The organism is Flavobacterium sp. KKT103 (assembly GCF_055640565.1).
Window position 1 is genome coordinate 40,739 of sequence record NZ_CM145766.1, and the last position, 14,780, is coordinate 55,518.

The 14,780-nt window shown below is 35.7% G+C and carries 14 protein-coding genes and 4 tRNA genes; 1 reads left to right on the forward strand and 17 read right to left on the reverse strand.

Annotation, left to right across the window (positions count from 1 at the left end):
* Positions 1-151: 151 nt before the first annotated feature.
* The 17 genes from rpoB to ACZ2G0_RS00245 all read right to left on the reverse strand — a co-directional run bounded on the left by rpoB (position 152) and on the right by ACZ2G0_RS00245 (position 12,962).
* The gene (gene rpoB / locus ACZ2G0_RS00165; RefSeq protein WP_470308479.1) at positions 152-3,964 is read right to left on the reverse strand and encodes a DNA-directed RNA polymerase subunit beta; all 3,813 of its coding nucleotides are present in this window, start codon (positions 3,962-3,964) and stop codon (positions 152-154) included.
* Between the two features lie 276 nt (positions 3,965-4,240).
* Positions 4,241-4,609, reverse strand: coding sequence for a 50S ribosomal protein L7/L12 (gene rplL / locus ACZ2G0_RS00170; protein WP_187008486.1), 369 nt, complete (start codon positions 4,607-4,609; stop codon positions 4,241-4,243).
* 84 nt (positions 4,610-4,693) lie between these two features.
* The gene (gene rplJ / locus ACZ2G0_RS00175; protein WP_470308480.1) at positions 4,694-5,194 is read right to left on the reverse strand and encodes a 50S ribosomal protein L10; all 501 of its coding nucleotides are present in this window, start codon (positions 5,192-5,194) and stop codon (positions 4,694-4,696) included.
* A 22-nt stretch (positions 5,195-5,216) separates the two neighbouring features.
* Positions 5,217-5,906, reverse strand: coding sequence for a 50S ribosomal protein L1 (rplA, locus tag ACZ2G0_RS00180; protein WP_470308481.1), 690 nt, complete (start codon positions 5,904-5,906; stop codon positions 5,217-5,219).
* 13 nt (positions 5,907-5,919) lie between these two features.
* Entirely contained in the window at positions 5,920-6,357 is a 438-nt protein-coding gene (gene rplK, locus ACZ2G0_RS00185) for a 50S ribosomal protein L11 (RefSeq protein WP_470308482.1), read from the reverse strand.
* Positions 6,358-6,425: 68 nt separating this feature from the next.
* Positions 6,426-6,977 carry a transcription termination/antitermination protein NusG gene (gene nusG, locus ACZ2G0_RS00190; protein ID WP_470308483.1) on the reverse strand — a complete coding sequence of 184 codons (552 nt, stop codon included), beginning with the start codon at positions 6,975-6,977 and terminating at the stop codon, positions 6,426-6,428.
* Positions 6,978-6,985: 8 nt separating this feature from the next.
* Positions 6,986-7,183, reverse strand: a complete 198-nt coding sequence (gene secE, locus ACZ2G0_RS00195; protein WP_187008491.1) for a preprotein translocase subunit SecE — start codon at positions 7,181-7,183, stop codon at positions 6,986-6,988.
* Positions 7,184-7,200: 17 nt separating this feature from the next.
* Positions 7,201-7,271: transfer RNA gene (locus ACZ2G0_RS00200), tRNA-Trp, on the reverse strand.
* 60 nt (positions 7,272-7,331) lie between these two features.
* Positions 7,332-8,519 carry an elongation factor Tu gene (gene tuf, locus ACZ2G0_RS00205; protein WP_470308484.1) on the reverse strand — a complete coding sequence of 396 codons (1,188 nt, stop codon included), beginning with the start codon at positions 8,517-8,519 and terminating at the stop codon, positions 7,332-7,334.
* A 54-nt stretch (positions 8,520-8,573) separates the two neighbouring features.
* Positions 8,574-8,645, reverse strand: a tRNA-Thr gene (locus ACZ2G0_RS00210).
* Between the two features lie 40 nt (positions 8,646-8,685).
* A tRNA-Tyr gene (locus ACZ2G0_RS00215) sits at positions 8,686-8,766 on the reverse strand.
* Between the two features lie 47 nt (positions 8,767-8,813).
* Positions 8,814-8,887, reverse strand: a tRNA-Thr gene (locus ACZ2G0_RS00220).
* 89 nt (positions 8,888-8,976) lie between these two features.
* A complete protein-coding gene (gene hpf / locus ACZ2G0_RS00225) occupies positions 8,977-9,279 on the reverse strand; it encodes a ribosome hibernation-promoting factor, HPF/YfiA family (RefSeq protein ID WP_300285580.1) in 303 nt (100 codons plus the stop codon).
* A gap of 33 nt (positions 9,280-9,312) precedes the next feature.
* Positions 9,313-10,209 (reverse strand): tyrosine-type recombinase/integrase, encoded by an 897-nt coding sequence (locus ACZ2G0_RS00230; RefSeq protein ID WP_470308485.1) that lies wholly within the window; start codon positions 10,207-10,209, stop codon positions 9,313-9,315.
* Positions 10,210-10,284: 75 nt separating this feature from the next.
* Entirely contained in the window at positions 10,285-10,479 is a 195-nt protein-coding gene (rpsU, locus tag ACZ2G0_RS00235) for a 30S ribosomal protein S21 (protein ID WP_072959426.1), read from the reverse strand.
* 271 nt (positions 10,480-10,750) lie between these two features.
* The gene (locus tag ACZ2G0_RS00240) at positions 10,751-11,920 is read right to left on the reverse strand and encodes an acyl-CoA dehydrogenase family protein (protein WP_470308486.1); all 1,170 of its coding nucleotides are present in this window, start codon (positions 11,918-11,920) and stop codon (positions 10,751-10,753) included.
* Positions 11,921-12,074: 154 nt separating this feature from the next.
* Positions 12,075-12,962 (reverse strand): ComEA family DNA-binding protein, encoded by an 888-nt coding sequence (locus ACZ2G0_RS00245; protein WP_470308487.1) that lies wholly within the window; start codon positions 12,960-12,962, stop codon positions 12,075-12,077.
* A gap of 305 nt (positions 12,963-13,267) precedes the next feature.
* Between ACZ2G0_RS00245 and ACZ2G0_RS00250 the strand changes: the two genes are divergently transcribed.
* Positions 13,268-14,722, forward strand: coding sequence for an amino acid permease (locus ACZ2G0_RS00250; protein ID WP_470308488.1), 1,455 nt, complete (start codon positions 13,268-13,270; stop codon positions 14,720-14,722).
* Positions 14,723-14,780 lie beyond the last annotated feature (58 nt).

Sequence of the window (14,780 nt, forward strand, 5' to 3'; positions counted from 1 at the left end):
ATTTAAAGCGCTAGTTACACAAATTACATTTTGTATAAAAAATCGGAACGGTTTACGGGCCTAAATCCTGAAAACTAATTAAAAAAAGTGTTCAGTATTCAGCTTTAAGTGTTCAGTTTATCACTGATTACTTTAGGCTGAATACTAAATACTATTCTTCTAAACGAATATCTAATCCAAGACCTTTCAATTCATGCATTAATACATTGAATGATTCAGGTAATCCTGGTTCTGGCATAGACTCTCCTTTTACGATTGCCTCGTAAGTTTTAGCTCTACCAATAACATCATCAGATTTAACTGTTAAGATTTCGCGAAGTGTACTAGAAGCTCCATAAGCCTCAAGTGCCCAAACCTCCATCTCTCCAAAACGCTGACCTCCAAATTGAGCTTTACCTCCAAGTGGTTGTTGTGTAATCAACGAGTATGGTCCGATAGAACGTGCGTGCATCTTATCATCAACCATGTGTCCTAATTTTAACATATAGATCACACCTACGGTTGCTGCTTGATGGAAACGCTCTCCTGTACCACCATCATAAAGATGTGTATGTCCAAAACGAGGTACTCCAGCTTCGTCAGTCAATTCATTAATTTGGTCAAGAGAAGCACCGTCAAAAATTGGAGTAGCAAATTTTCTACCCAAGTTCATACCAGCCCATCCTAATACCGTTTCATAAATTTGACCAATGTTCATACGTGAAGGTACCCCAAGTGGGTTCAACACGATATCTACTGGTGTTCCATCTTCCAAGAAAGGCATATCTTCATGACGAACGATACGAGCAACAATACCTTTGTTACCGTGACGTCCCGCCATTTTATCCCCAACTTTCAACTTACGTTTCTTAGCGATATAAACTTTTGCTAATTTCAAGATTCCAGCTGGCAATTCATCTCCAACAGTAATCGTGAATTTCTCTCTACGTAAAGAACCTTGCAAGTCATTCAACTTAATTTTATAGTTATGAATTAATTCATTCACCATTTTATTAGTTGCATCATCAGCTACCCATTGTCCTTTGCTTAAGTGAGCAAAATCTTCAACAGCATAAAGCATTTTTTGAGTGTATTTTTTACCTTTTGGTAAAACTTCCTCACCCAAATCATTCATTACACCTTGAGATGTTTTACCGTTAACGATCAAGAAAAGTTTCTCTACCAATTTGTCTTTTAATTCAACAAATTTAGTTTCGAATTCCATTTCTAAAGCACCCAAAGCATCTTTGTCTTGCGTACGTTTACGTTTATCTTTTACCGCTCTCGCGAATAATTTTTTATCAAGAACTACACCATGTAAAGAAGGAGACGCTTTTAATGAAGCATCTTTTACATCACCTGCTTTATCCCCAAAGATTGCACGAAGCAATTTCTCTTCTGGAGTAGGATCTGATTCTCCTTTTGGAGTAATTTTTCCAATAAGAATGTCACCCGGTTTAACCTCGGCACCAATTCTAATCATACCGTTTTCATCTAAGTCTTTAGTAGCCTCTTCAGAAACGTTAGGAATATCATTCGTTAATTCTTCATTACCTAATTTCGTATCTCTTACTTCTAATGAGTAATCATCAACGTGAATAGAGGTAAAAATATCGTCACGAACTACTTTTTCAGAAATTACAATCGCATCCTCAAAGTTGTATCCTTTCCATGGCATAAACGCCACTTTAAGATTACGACCTAAAGCTAGCTCCCCGTTTTGAGTAGCATAACCTTCAGATAATACTTGACCAGGAATAACTCTGTCTCCTTTTCTTACGATAGGTTTCAAGTTAATACTAGTTCCTTGATTGGTTTTTCTAAATTTAATAAGGTTATACGTCTTATCATCATCTTCAAAACTAACCATTCTTTCTTCTTCAGAACGATCGTATTTAATAGTGATGATATTAGCATCAACATATTCTACAGTACCATGCCCTTCAGCATTGATTAATACTCTAGAGTCAGATGCTACTTGACGCTCTAAACCAGTTCCTACGATTGGAGCTTCAGGACGAATTAATGGTACGGCCTGACGCATCATGTTAGATCCCATCAAGGCTCTATTCGCATCATCATGTTCCAAGAAAGGAATTAACGAAGCAGAGATAGAAGCAATTTGATTTGGAGCAACATCAGTGTAATCCACTTGAGCTGGGTCAATAACTGGGAAATCACCTTCTTGACGTGCAATTACGTTATCAGCGCTAATTTTACCAGAATTGTCCATAGCAATGTTCGCTTGTGCGATTAACATTCCTTCTTCCTCTTCAGCACTTAAGTAAATTGGGGTAGACTCTAAATCTACAACTCCATTAGTTACTTTACGGTAAGGTGTTTCAATGAAACCCATTCCGTTTACTTTAGCATAAACTCCTAGAGATGAAATCAAACCAATGTTTGGTCCCTCTGGTGTTTCAATTGGACATAAACGTCCGTAGTGCGTATAGTGAACGTCACGAACCTCAAATCCAGCTCTTTCTCTCGAAAGTCCACCTGGTCCAAGTGCAGATAATCTTCTTTTGTGGGTAATCTCAGCTAATGGATTTGTTTGATCCATAAATTGAGATAATTGGTTAGTACCAAAGAAAGAATTGATCACTGATGATAATGTTTTAGCATTAATCAAATCAATAGGTGTAAACACCTCGTTATCTCTAACGTTCATTCTCTCACGAATAGTTCTAGCCATACGTGCTAAACCAACACCGAATTGTTGAGACAATTGTTCACCAACTGTTCTAACACGACGGTTTGATAAGTGGTCAATATCATCAATATCCGCTTTAGCGTTAATTAACTCAATTAAATACTTAACGATAGTTATGATATCTTCTTTGGTAAGCACTTGCTTTTCCATTGGGATATCTAAACCTAATTTTTTGTTCATTCTATAACGACCTACTTCACCTAAGTTGTAACGTTGGTCAGAGAAGAATAATTTATCAATGATACCACGAGCAGTTTCTTCATCAGGCGGTTCAGCGTTACGCAATTGTCTGTAAATATGCTCAACAGCTTCTTTTTCAGAGTTTGTTGGATCTTTTTGAAGCGTGTTATGGATGATAGCATAATCAGCTTGATTAGCATCTTCTTTGTGCAACAAAATAGATTTAACGTTAGAATCAATGATTTCTTCTACATTATCTTTATCGATAATTGTATCACGATCAAGGATTATTTCGTTACGTTCGATAGAAACAACTTCGCCGGTATCTTCATCCACGAAATCTTCATGCCATGTATTTAAAACACGAGCAGCTAATTTTCTACCAATATATTTTTTAAGACCTGTTTTAGAAACTTTAATTTCTTCAGCAAGGTCAAAGATTTCAAGGATATCCTTGTCTCTTTCAAAACCAATTGCACGGAATAAAGTTGTTACAGGTAATTTTTTCTTTCTGTCAATGTAAGCGTACATAACGCTATTAATATCCGTAGAAAATTCAATCCAAGAACCCTTGAACGGAATTACTCTTGCAGAGTATAATTTTGTTCCATTAGCATGAAAAGATTGACCAAAGAAAACCCCTGGTGATCTATGTAACTGAGAAACCACAACACGTTCAGCTCCATTTATTACAAAGGTACCGCTTGGTGTCATGTAAGGAATTGTACCAAGATAAACATCTTGCACAATTGTTTCAAAATCTTCGTGCTCAGGGTCAGTACAATAAAGTTTTAACCTAGCTTTTAAAGGTACACTGTGTGTTAAACCTCTTTCAATACACTCTTGAATAGTGTAACGTGGTGGATCTACAAAGTAGTCAAGGAATTCCAATACAAAGTTGTTTCTTGTATCTGTAATTGGAAAATTTTCCATGAAGGTGTTATAAAGTCCTTCATTGCCTCTTTCGTCAGATTTAGTTTCTAATTGAAAAAAATCTTGAAAAGATTTAACCTGAACATCTAGAAAATCTGGATAAGCAGGAATGTTTTTTGTCGAGGCAAAATTCAATCTTTCGGTCTGATTTGTAATCATCAATGGACAAAATTTTGATTATAAAAGTAATTTTTGTTAGTACAAATAGTTCTATTTATACTTTTATTTTAGGGTCTTTACATCTTTAAAAATCAATTTAAGATAACTACTTTTTTATTATCTGTCAATTTTTTTTCCTCGTAAAGTACTAAAATGCATTTGCTGACATCACTTATTATTCAATAAATAAGACAGACTTTTGTTATACGAAAAATGGTTTAGGTCTTTGGGTGACTAAACCCAAGACCTAAACCTTATTCTTTAAACTAAGTTTAACTATTTAAGCTCAACTACAGCTCCAGCTTCTTCTAATGATTTTTTAAGACCTTCAGCCTCATCTTTAGATACACCTTCTTTAACTGTACTTGGAGCAGAATCAACTACATCTTTAGCTTCTTTCAAACCTAAACCTGTAAGTTCTTTTACCATTTTCACAACAGCTAATTTAGAAGCACCAGCTTCTTTCAAAATTACTGTGAATTCAGTTTGAGCTTCTTCAGCAGCAGCTTCTCCACCACCTGATACTACTACAGCTGCAGCAGCTGGTTCGATTCCGTACTCGTCTTTTAATATTGTTGCTAATTCGTTAACTTCTTTTACTGTAAGGTTAACTAATTGTTCTGCGAATTGTTTCAAATCTGCCATTTTTTCTATCGTTTTAAAATGATTTGTGAAATTATAATTTATTTATTGTGCGCGTGTTTAATACAAAACTTACGTTTTGTTTAATTATGCCTCTACTTCTTCGCTTCCAGCAAATTGATTCTGCAATGCAGAGATCACTCTTTGTGCTGGTGATTGAAGTAATCCAATGATTTCTCCAATAAGCTCTTCTTTAGATTTAATTGTAGCTAATGCATCTAACTGATCATCTCCAATATAAACTTCAGCATTAATATAAGCCCCTTTCAATACAGGTTTTGCTGATTTTTTTCTGAAATCTTTGATGATTTTTCCAGGAGCGTTAGCAACATCTGCAATAAATATAGCGCTATTACCAGTCAATACTGAAGGTAAATCACCATAATCATTATCAGAAGCTTCCATAGCTTTTGCAAGCAATGTATTTTTAACAACTTCTAATTTAATACCTGCTTTGTAACAAGCTCTTCTCAAGTTTGAAGTCATCTCTGCGTTTAATCCAGAAATATCAGATACATAAATAATATTTGTACCAGCTAACTGTGCAGTTAAATCTTCAATCGCGATTGATTTTTCTTCTCTAGTCATACTAAAAATTTTTAACTACCAATTATACTGCTTTTGGGTCCAAAGCAATTGCTGGACTCATAGTGCTTGTAAGGTGAATACCTTTAATGTAGGTACCTTTAGCAGCAGTTGGTTTAAGTTTGATTAATGTTTGAATAATTTCGTGTGCATTGTCATAAATTTGCTCAGCTCCAAAAGAAACTTTACCAATTCCAGCATGTACAATTCCAGTTTTATCAACTTTAAAGTCAATTTTACCAGCTTTTACCTCTGCAACAGCTTTAGCAACATCCATAGTTACTGTACCTGTCTTAGGGTTAGGCATTAAACCTCTTGGTCCTAAAATACGACCTAATGGACCTAATTTACCCATAACAGCTGGCATAGTGATAATTACATCAACATCCGTCCAACCATCTTTAATTTTTTGAAGGTAATCATCAAGACCAACATAGTCTGCACCAGCCGCCAAAGCTTCCGCTTCTTTATCTGGAGTAACTAATGCTAATACTTTAACATCTTTACCAGTTCCGTGAGGTAAAGTTACCACACCTCTTACCATTTGATTCGCTTTTCTTGGATCAACACCCAAACGTACTGCGATATCAACAGACTCATCAAATTTTGCAGAAGCTATAACTTTAATTAATGCCGCAGCATCTTTTAAAGAGTATAATTTATTCTTATCAATTTTTGAAGCAGCCTCTTTTTGCTTTTTTGTCAATTTTGCCATGTCTTTCTCTTAATTAAAAAGGAGCGTCTCCTGATACAGTTATACCCATAGATCTAGCTGTTCCAGCAACCATACTCATAGCTTTCTCAATTGTGAAAGCATTTAAATCTGGCATTTTGTCTTCAGCAATAGCTCTAATTTGTTCCCAAGTAACACTAGCTACTTTTTTACGATTAGGCTCACCAGAACCAGATTTTAGCTTCGCAGCATCCAATAACTGAACTGCCGCTGGAGGAGTCTTGATAACAAAATCAAAAGATTTGTCTTTATACACAGTAATTTGTACTGGGCATATTTTGCCGGGTTTATCTTGAGTTCTAGCATTAAATTGCTTACAGAACTCCATGATATTAACACCAGCAGCTCCTAAAGCAGGTCCAACCGGTGGCGACGGGTTCGCAGCACCTCCCTTAACTTGTAGTTTAACTACTTTACTAATTTCTTTAGCCATTTTTTAAAAAATTTAACACAACAATCTTTGGAAGCGATTGCTATGGATATTATAGATGTAACAAAAAATTATACTTTTTCAACTTGCATAAAACTTAGCTCTAATGGTGTTTTTCTTCCGAAAATCTTAACCATTACTTCTAGTTTACGCTTTTCTTCATTAATTTTTTCAACCGTACCATTGAATCCGTTAAAAGGTCCATCAATAACCTTAATCGTCTCCCCTAAGTTGAATGGTATTGCATGGTTATCAGTGTTAACTGCCAACTCATCTACTTTACCTAACATTCTATTCACTTCAGACAATCTAAGCGGAACAGGCTCACCACCTTTAATTTCACCTAAAAAACCAATAACACTTGTTATTGATTTTATAATGTGAGGAATTTCCCCAACTAGATTAGCCTCTATCATTACGTAACCAGGAAAATAAACTTTCTCCTTGATTAATTTTTTACCATCCTTTACAGATACCACTTTCTCTGTAGGAACTAAAACTTGAGAAACATAGTCTTCCATTTCTAATCTAGAAATTTCAGTTTCTATGTAAGCTTTCACTTTATTCTCTTGCCCACTTACAGCTCGAACTACATACCACTTTTTAACATTATTATCTGCCATAACAAGAATTACGCTTTTATCCAGTTAAAAAAATTAGACAAAGCTTTTGCAAAAAACTCATCTACTCCCCATGTAGCCAAAGCGAATAAAACAGAAAAAACAGCGACAACAATTGTTAGTCTTTGAACTTCAGCCCATTCTGGCCAAGTTACATTTGATTTTAACTCTTCAAACGCTTCTGATATGTAATTTAAAATTCTTGCCATTATGATATCTTTTTTTGCACGGGCGGAGGGATTCGAACCCCCATCAACGGTTTTGGAGACCGCTATTCTACCCTTGAACTACGCCCGTATTAAAAGCCAGCGATTTTCATAAATGAAAATCAACTGGCTTTATATAATTTTTAGGAAATTATCCTACTATTTCAGTTACTTGACCAGCACCTACTGTTCTACCACCTTCACGGATAGCGAAACGTAAACCAACGCTCATTGCGATTGGGCTTAATAAAGCTACATTGATAGTTAAGTTGTCTCCTGGCATTACCATCTCTACTCCTTCTGGTAAAGTAATAACTCCTGTTACGTCAGTTGTACGTACGTAAAACTGTGGACGGTAGTTATTATGGAATGGAGTATGACGTCCACCTTCTTCTTTTTTCAAGATATATACCTCAGCTTTGAAAGTAGCGTGTGGTTTTACTGAACCTGGCTTAATGATAACCATTCCTCTTTTGATCGATTCTTTATCAACACCTCTTAACAATAAACCTACGTTATCTCCAGCTTCTCCTCTATCAAGGATTTTACGGAACATCTCAACTCCTGTAATAGTAGAAGTTAATTTTTCAGCTCCCATACCAATGATTTCAACTGCATCTCCTGTATTAGCAATACCTGTTTCGATACGACCTGTAGCAACAGTTCCACGACCAGTAATTGTAAATACATCCTCAACAGGCATCAAGAAAGGCTTATCTGTATCTCTAACAGGCTCTTCAATCCACTCATCAACAGCAGCCATCAATTCAAGAATTTTTGGTACCCATGCAGCGTCATTATTCAATCCTCCTAAAGCAGATCCTTGAATAACTGGACAGTTGTCTCCATCATATTCGTAGAAAGACAATAAGTCTCTAATTTCCATTTCAACTAGCTCTAAAAGCTCAGCATCATCAACCATATCCACTTTGTTCATGAAAACTACCATTCTAGGTATACCTACTTGGCGACCTAAAAGGATGTGCTCACGTGTTTGTGGCATTGGTCCATCAGTTGCAGCTACAACAAGGATAGCACCGTCCATTTGAGCAGCACCAGTAACCATGTTCTTTACGTAATCCGCGTGACCTGGACAGTCAACGTGTGCGTAGTGACGGTTAGCAGTTTCGTACTCAACGTGTGATGTATTAATTGTAATACCTCTTTCTTTTTCTTCTGGAGCATTATCAATTTGATCAAATGATTTTGCTTGACAGTAACCAGCATCAGATAACACTTTAGTTATCGCTGCAGTTAATGTAGTTTTTCCGTGATCCACGTGCCCAATTGTTCCAATGTTTAAGTGGGGCTTGCTACGGTTAAAGGTTTCTTTTGCCATTTTACTTAATTTTTAATCTATTTATATATTTATTTTCAATCTCTTACTTACTTGAGCCAACTACGGGAATTGAACCCGTGACCTCTTCCTTACCAAGGAAGCACTCTACCTCTGAGCTAAGTCGGCAGAGTCATTAGAATCTAGCCTACCGCTAGCATTCTTATTGTGGGGAGAGCAGGATTCGAACCTGCGAAGTTTACACAGCAGATTTACAGTCTGCCCTCGTTGGCCGCTTGAGTATCTCCCCTCTTTTTTATCGCCTTACAATCTTTCAAAAAACCTTAGCTCTCTTAGAGCCGGCGGAGGGACTCGAACCCACGACCTGCTGATTACAAATCAGCTGCTCTAGCCAACTGAGCTACGCTGGCAATTCAATAAAAAAGTCCGCTATTTCTAACGGACTGCAAATGTATAGATTTTATCTCTGAATCAAAACATTTTTTGAAAAAAATTTACATTATATATGTGTTCTTATCTTTTCTTTCCTTTTTAACAGTAATCTTTCTAATGATTCCGCAGCTAACTCCACCGCTTCTTCAAAGGTTTTACATTGTTTTTTTACTACAAAATCATCCCCAGGTACATTAATTTTAATCTCTGCAATTTTATTCTCTTTTTCACTCGTCTTCTCTACTTTGAGATACACATCAGAAAACACCACTTTATCATAGTATTTCTCTAATTTATCCATTCTTTCCTGCACAAAATCTACTAGCTTACCGTCAACAGAAAAGTTAACTGCATGAACATTTACTTTCATAATCAATCTTTTTAAAGGGTTAATTTAATAGGATTACGGTTTATTCCGGGGATGCGCTGCACCATGTACTTTTTTCAACTCAGCTAAACTATTGTGAGTATATACTTGGGTCGACGCTAAACTGGAATGCCCCAACAATTCTTTTACCGAATTCAAATCAGCTCCGTTGTTAAGCAAATGAGTCGCAAATGTGTGTCGTAAAATATGCGGACTCTTCTTTACTTTCTCGGAGACTGTACTAAAGTAAGAATTTATTAATCTATAAACAAAGGTTTCATTGAGTTTTACACCTTTTTTTGTTAGAAAAAAATAACCTAAATCGCTATTCTTTTCTAATTCAGCTCTTTCCCTCCCATACACCACAAATTGATCCATGAGCACAGGCAAAACTGGAACCAAACGCTCTTTATTTCTTTTTCCCACTACCTTAATCACCGCCTTTGCAAGATCAATGTCACTCACTTTTAAATGAATCAACTCCGCCCTTCGAATACCTGTAGTATAAAACAAGTCCACAATTAACTTGTTGCGAACCTCCTCAAAACCGCTCACTGCATTCATTTGAGATAAAACCGACGTCATTTCTTTTTCTGAAAAAGGAATCTGAATAGTCTTAGCCGTTTTTAACGCCTTGTGTTTTAAAAGCGGACTAACCGCAATTTGTTTTGACTTGAGTAAAAATTTATAAAATGCTTTTAGGGAAGCCACTTTTCTATTTACCGATACATTGGTCACTCCTGCATCTACAAGCGAAATAATCCACGACCTGATTTGTGAGTAGTTAGCTTGATCAATAACGACCTGATCAAAATAAGTTTGATTGTAAGCACTAAAACTCTCAACATCTTTTAAGTAAGCATTAACCGTATGGAGAGAATACTTTTTTTCCTTCTCCAAGTAATCCCGAAATGCATTTACACTAGTAATCATATACAAAAAACCGTTAGCCTCAAAGTTAAAAAACTTTAATGACTAACGGTAATTATTTAATTTAAAAAGATAATCTTAACTCTCTAAACCGTCTTTCATGTTTTGAATGTAAGCCGCTTTTTGAATTTTGATTCTATTTTTTACTGAAGGCTTAATAAAAGCAGTACGTGCTCTTAGTTGACGAACAGTTCCTGTTTTATCAAACTTTCTTTTATAGCGCTTTAATGCTCTATCTATATTTTCTCCGTCTTTAATTGGTATAATTAACATAATATTGACACCCCCTTTCGTTAAGTGTGCAAAAGTAATCATTATTTTGAATTACTTACCATCAATTGCTAAATATTTTGGGTGTGCCGGCAAAATGACTATTATCCTTTACCACAGGCTTACATTTGCCGTCAGGCTATTCGCTACAATCTTTTAGTCCGCAGGGCTACCTAAAAGGATTTCCACTACTATCCTTCACACAAAAAAAAGAGTCAATACTACCATTGACTCCTTTTTTTTTATAATTCAAACTAAATCCTAGCACTACATTTTATTTAACTGCAGGCTTATAGTTTTGCTTATCGATAATCATCTTTGATAATATCTCTTTCAATATCTCAGAAGTTCCACCACCAATAGGTCCTAAACGGCTATCGCGAAGCAAGCGAGCTAACGGATATTCCTCCATATAACCATACCCACCTAACATTTGCAAACAGCTGTAAATCGCTTCGTCAGCCACTTTAGTAGACTTCATCTTAGCCATAGTAGCTTCCTTAACAACGTACTCTCCTTTATCTAAACGAGCTACGGCAGCATAATTAAACACCTTGCAGTGCTCCACCTCAGTAGTGTGTTCCACTATAACGTGTCTCAATGCTTGAAATTTATCTATTGTAGTACCAAAAGCTTGCCTTTGCGACATATAATCAATAGTATACTCTAGAGCATACTCAGCTCTAGCGTGACCATTTATTGCCATGATCAAACGCTCCAAGGCAAAATGCTGCATGATATAAGGAAAACCCTTTCCTTCTTCACCCATCAAGTTCTCTAAGGGAATCTCGACATTGTCAAATGCAATCTCAGCTGTATCAGATGCTCTCCATCCTAATTTATCCAATTTAGTAGCTGAAATTCCAGCAGTTTTAGTATCTACTAAAAAGATACTAATTCCTTTATTACCAGCCTCAATATCAGTTTTAGCAGCAACAATATAATAATCAGCATAAACACCGTTCGTGATAAAGGTCTTAGAACCATTGATAACGTATTTATCTCCTTTTTTAACGGCATTTGTGCGCATACCTGCCACATCACTACCTCCAAAAGGCTCTGAAATACATAAAGCTCCTATCAAATCACCTGCAATACTTGGCGCTAAATAGTTTTGTTTAATTCGCTCATCTCCTTCTGCATTTAAATGCGTCATAGCTAAGTAAGCATGTGCCCACATCGCAGCAGCAAATCCTGATGATTTAATCTTTTGAAGTTCTTCTAGAAAAATAACGGTGTAGAATAAATCTAAATTTAAACCACCGTATGCTTCTGGGTAAGAGATTCCAAAAAATCCCATATCGCCAAATTTCTTCCAAATAAAACGTTCAATAGTACCTGTTTTTTCCCATTTCTCAATATGTGGAACGACCTCTTTAACTAAAAAGTCTCTCAAACTCTCTCTAAAAGATTGATGTTCTTCGGTAAAATAACTTGAATTCATATAACTTATAATTTTTGAAAATTAATTTAAAAGATTCCTTCCACATCTACTACAAATGCAAAATTACTAATCATTAGAAGAAACAAATCACAAAATTCATTTTAAATTGAAAGCAGTAAATCTAACTCACACTCGATCTCAAAATTGCGCATCACTAACGAAAGTCCAAATATAAAGCAATTATATTTCTCTTTTCAACAGGAAACCCCTTTATTTTTATTAAATCCTCAATATTTTTAAAATCACCATTCATACTGCGATAAATAACAATCTCTCGAGCTAAACCGTTCTTGAAGTATACAAACTGTCCTAGCTCCTTTATTGAAGCATTATTAATATCAAGCTTTCTTATTTCAGGAATTGCACCAACCTTAAAAGATAATTTAAGCTTTTCAATCACCTCCGGAGACAAACCCCAAACATCACTCATTTGATCCATAGAAACAATGGCTCCAACCGTTTCTTTAAACTTTAAAATTCTTTCAGATAAGACCTGACCCACTCCATATACCTTCACTAAATCTTCATGAGACGCCTCATTAATATCTTTCATCACCACTTTTTCTGATTTTATAAACTGTTTAGGTGACTCGTACTGAAAAGAGGAGGTTGCTTTTTTATGTTTTACCCAATCGGGGAACTTAAAAAACGGACTCATAGTCTCTAATAAAGAATCTGAGACTAACGTTACCTTTTGAAACTCTGAAGCGGAGTTTACATATTGGTTTGATTTTCTAAAAGCGAGTAGTCGGTCTATTTCAGCAACTGACATTCCTAATTTATAGCCTTTGTAGTCCGAAATAAAATTAGGATTAAAGGGAAAAATCGTTGGTTTTGTATTGGCAATACCCTTTTTTAGCGAATCAACAACCACCTGATTGGCAATCCATGATTGCTTCTCAGGACTTTCAGCAACATCTTTGTTAAAATCTAGAAAATAATAACACAACTGCAAAATAAGGACAACTAAAAATAGTGAAATTACACCCAGCGCTTGCTCCTTAGAGTACTTACCATAATCCACTATTGCCTTAAATTTCATATTACACCAAATTTACAATTGCGATAAAGACTGAGACCTCCTGATTCAGTTGCTTTTAACGAAAATAAAATTATAAAATAATTACCACAAAAGCACTTTTAAGGCCCAAAATTATTCTTAGCTATTTACATCAAATTAAGATACTTATTAAAGAATAACAAGCAAGTAGTCAATATAATTACATAAAGTAAAAATAAACAATCGCTTCATAACAATTATTTTCGATGTTAAATTGTATAATTATTTTTATTTTTTATAATATAATAATACATTTGACCACTTATAACAATTAAACCAATAAATATATGTCAATTTGGAAAACAAAACCACTCTCGGTTTTACTAAATGAAGCCTCAGAAGACGAAAAAGGTCTTAAGAGAACATTATCATCAAGATCTCTAGTTGCTCTTGGAGTTGGAGCTATAATTGGTGCTGGATTATTTTCCCTAACCGGAATAGCTGCCGCTGAACACGCTGGACCAGCAGTAACATTATCTTTTATACTAGCTGCAATTGGCTGCGCCTTTGCAGGACTTTGTTATGCAGAATTTGCCTCTATGATACCTGTTGCGGGTAGTGCCTACACGTATTCCTACGCAACTATGGGAGAATTCATGGCATGGATTATTGGATGGGATTTAGTACTCGAATATGCCTTGGGAGCTGCCACAGTTGGGGTAAGTTGGTCTCGCTATCTACTAGAACTTTTAAATAAATATGGTATACATCTTCCGCCCAAACTGATATGTTCGCCTTGGGAAATGTTAACTTTAAGCGATGGAACTGTAATTGATGGAGGGTATATTAATCTACCTGCTATCTTTATTGTCTCTATGTTATCGTTACTTTTAATTAGAGGAACTCAAGAATCTGCTTCGATAAATAACTTTTTAGTTGTTTTAAAAGTGGCGGTGGTACTTGTTTTCATAATATTAGGATGGAGCTTCATTGACGAAGCAAACTACACGCCATACATTCCTGAAAACACGGGAGTTTTTGGAGAATTTGGATGGTCAGGAATTGCCGCTGGTGCAGGAACTGTATTCTTTGCCTTCATTGGTTTTGATGCCGTATCTACAGCTGCACAAGAAGCTAAAAACCCGCAAAAAGGAATGCCAATTGGTATTCTTGGATCTTTAATAATCTGTACTATTTTATACGTTTTGTTTGCTCACGTAATGACTGGACTTGTTCCTTACTACAAATTTGTAGGTGACGCTAAGCCAGCTGCAACAGCATTCGCGGTAACTGGATATGACTTTTTACAAACGGGTTTAATCGTAGCTATTTTAGCAGGTTACACTTCGGTAATGTTAGTGATGTTAATGGGACAAAGCCGTGTATTTTACACCATGAGTAAAGATGGATTACTACCTAAATTCTTTAGTGAAATCCATACTAAATTCCGTACTCCTTTCAAAACTAACCTATTCTTTATGGTTTTTGTAAGTTTATTTGCTGGATTTGTTCCTGTAAGTGATTTAGGACACATGGTAAGTATTGGAACTTTATTAGCGTTTGTTTTAGTTTGTATTGGTGTAATGGTAATGCGTAAAAAAATGCCAGATGCTCCAAGATCATTCAGAACACCACTTGTACCTTTTGTACCAATCGCTGGTATCGTAATATGTTTAGCTTTAATGTATTCTTTACCAAATGAAAGCTGGGTAAGACTAGTAGTTTGGATGGCTCTTGGAGTAGCAATCTACTTTATGTATGGTAAGAAAAATAGTAAATTAAACAATCCAGATAAACAATAATCTACTATTGTAAATAACAAAAAAAGGGACTTAAAGCGCAATGCTTTTAGTCCCTTTT